Below are 2,900 nucleotides of genomic sequence, written 5' to 3' on the forward strand. Positions count from 1 at the left end.
GAGGAGAATCCTGCTATATGACAACATGCCCATAGGTAAATACATACATGTTTTTAGTTTTCATAATTCATTTTTTGAAGGAGTTACGCGAATTATGATGAAATGGATAATTATGTATAGTAAACATGCAAACGTATTATAAATATGGATTGATTGTTTTATTTCTTATATCCCGGAGCCTGTTTGCGAATTAAAAAATAAGTTTGAAATAAGGGGGTAAGAGGAAACAATGAAAGAAACAATTGAAACCCTAGAAAATAAAGTTAGGGAATTTGCTAATAAACTTCCATACTGGGCAAAATACCTTGCTGATAGGATTTTGTCGGGAAATTCAATATCTGATCCTGACGTTTATACATCGTATGCATACTTACTTGAAGACCTAGACCTAAAAGACAAAACTGAAAAGCCCGAAATTGTAATCGGATACAATGCCGAAAATACAGGAGATTACAAACCAGATTTGCTTTTTTCAAAACTTGAAAATGTTGAAGGTGTAAATGCCTTACTAGAAGAACAAACCATTGAATTTAACCCTAATTTAACTATTATTTATGGAACTAATGGTTCTGGGAAATCGGGATATGTAAGGTTATTTAAGCAGGTTTTTTATTCAAAAGCACCTGAGGAAATCTTGCCAAATGTCCGTGTTAGTAATAGTAAACCCATCAATGCAAAATTCACATTTACCTCAAACAACACTGATATTCCTTTGCTGTATGCGGATAAAGACAAAGCTGAATTTGAGCAGTTCTCAGTATTTGATGGTAAAGGTTTGCTACAACAATTAGCAGAGAAAAATGAATTTGATTTTCGACCGGCAGGATTAAGATTCTTTTCAGATTATACTGAAGCAATTAAAAGGGTGGAACAAAAGCTTAATACGGAAATCCAAAATAAACAATCTGAAAATGATTTTGGACTCTGGTTTGAAGGTGAATCCGAAATAAAAAATGTAGTCCAGAACCTTTCAATTAATACTACTATTGAGGATTTCCAAAAATATATCCCTTTTTCTAATGAGGATAAAGTGGAGAAAGAACAAATACAAAAGCAATATGATGAGTTGCTTCTAACCTTAAAAGGAAAAGATAAGGAGATTAGCAACCTAGAAAACGTCAAAAAACTCTTAGGTGGCAATAAAAAGGCAATTGAATCTATTAATAAATATTTTACGGCAGATTATCTAGCCAAAATAACTAATGAAATTACCGACTGCATTAACAAGGAAGCTCTAGCAAAAGAAGAAGGAATAGAAAATTTTAGTACAGATAGAATAAAAGGAATAGGCACCAAAGAATGGAAAAGTTTCATTGTATCTGCCGAAGCTTTTGCAAAAAGCCAGAAATCCGACGGCACTAATTATCCCGAATTGTGCCAACAACAACTTTCAGAAGAAGCTAGAAAACTAATCGGTAATTATTGGATATTTGTAAAAAGTGTAGCTGAAGAAAATGCAAGAAAAGCGCAGGAAACGCTTAATAAAGAAAAATTAGCTTTTGAGAAGTTAAACTTTGATTTATTCCATGATGAAAATATTCTTACAATGTGGCTTTCAGAAAAATACCCAAAAGTATTAGAAGCATTTAAGCAAAAACTAACTGAGCAAAAAATACTATCCATAAATATCATTAATGATATTCGAAATAAAACTGCAAACAATAGGACTGAACTAAAAATCAATATTAGTGAATATGGCATTATTGAACAATCTATTGATGATTCAATTATAACGCTCAAAGGTGATGAGCAATACGAGGCAGTAGAAAAACTGGCTAAAGCAAAAACACTTTTGGAACACAAAGAGAAATTTAACATGCACATATTAAAGTTAGAGAATTATGTTAACAATTTGATTTGGAATAATAAAGCAGGTAAAGCTAATTTTGCTAAACGAAAGATAACTGATACCGAAAAATCACTATCGGATATATATTTTAATCAAAAGTATATAGATGCATTCAATGATGAATGTAGGAAATTAAACGGAAATTTTGGTATCGACGTTAATCACAAAGGATCTGCAGGTAAGTCTTACAGACAACTAAAATTAATGGGGAGAACACCAAATTCAATACTGAGCGAAGGTGAACAGAAAGTAATAGCACTTGCTGACTTTATTGCTGAAATGCAGTTATCGGAAGTGAATAGAGGGATTATTTTTGATGACCCCGTTACATCATTAGATGATTTTAGAAAAAGTGAGATTGCTAAAAGATTAGTTCAGGAATCTTGCTATAAGCAGACCATTATTTTCACTCACGACCTTGTATTTGTATCAGCATTAATTGGAAATTGTTCGGACCTAAAGGTAAAGTTCACTTGTCATTGGGTCGAAAATCGAGATGGCAAACCCGGCCAGGTATGGTTAAACAATTCACCATCATATGAAAAAGAGTATAGAAATGCAGAACCGGCAAAAAAATATTATGCTGAAGCCAAAAAAGATGAGTGTCCACCAGCACAACGAGAGTTTTTATTAAAGTCTGGTTTTACGGCATTAAGAACTTGTTATGAAGTTTTGGTTATTAATGACCTGTTTAAAAATGTAGTTCAAAGATTCAATGAGAGAGTAAGTATCGATTCATTATCAAACGTATATTTCGACACGGAACTTATTGCAGAATTACAAGATAGTTTTGATCAATGTTGTCGCTACATGGAAGGACATACACATAGTGATAAATATGCATACAAGAAACCAGAGCCACACAATTTAAATGAAGAAATTGTACGATATGAAGCAATTAGAAGTAAAATCAAAAAATATAAGAAACCTGACCAATAATATAGCCATACAAAAACATCTATTCTATATAATAAATATCCTTAATCTGGCATACGGTAAGCCAAGTTCTTTTTAAAGGTAGGTATTTACGTACCGGAAATATCAAGGACCT

The 2,900-nt window shown here is 32.3% G+C and carries 1 protein-coding gene; it reads left to right on the forward strand.

From position 1 onward, the window contains the following. Window positions 1-463 precede the first annotated feature (463 nt). Window positions 464-2,788 (forward strand): AAA family ATPase, encoded by a 2,325-nt coding sequence (locus HPY60_11765; protein NPV51852.1) that lies wholly within the window; start codon window positions 464-466, stop codon window positions 2,786-2,788. The last annotated feature ends 112 nt before the right edge of the window (window positions 2,789-2,900 follow it).

It is taken from the genome of Methanofastidiosum sp., from assembly GCA_013178285.1.
GTDB lineage: Archaea > Methanobacteriota_B > Thermococci > Methanofastidiosales > Methanofastidiosaceae > Methanofastidiosum.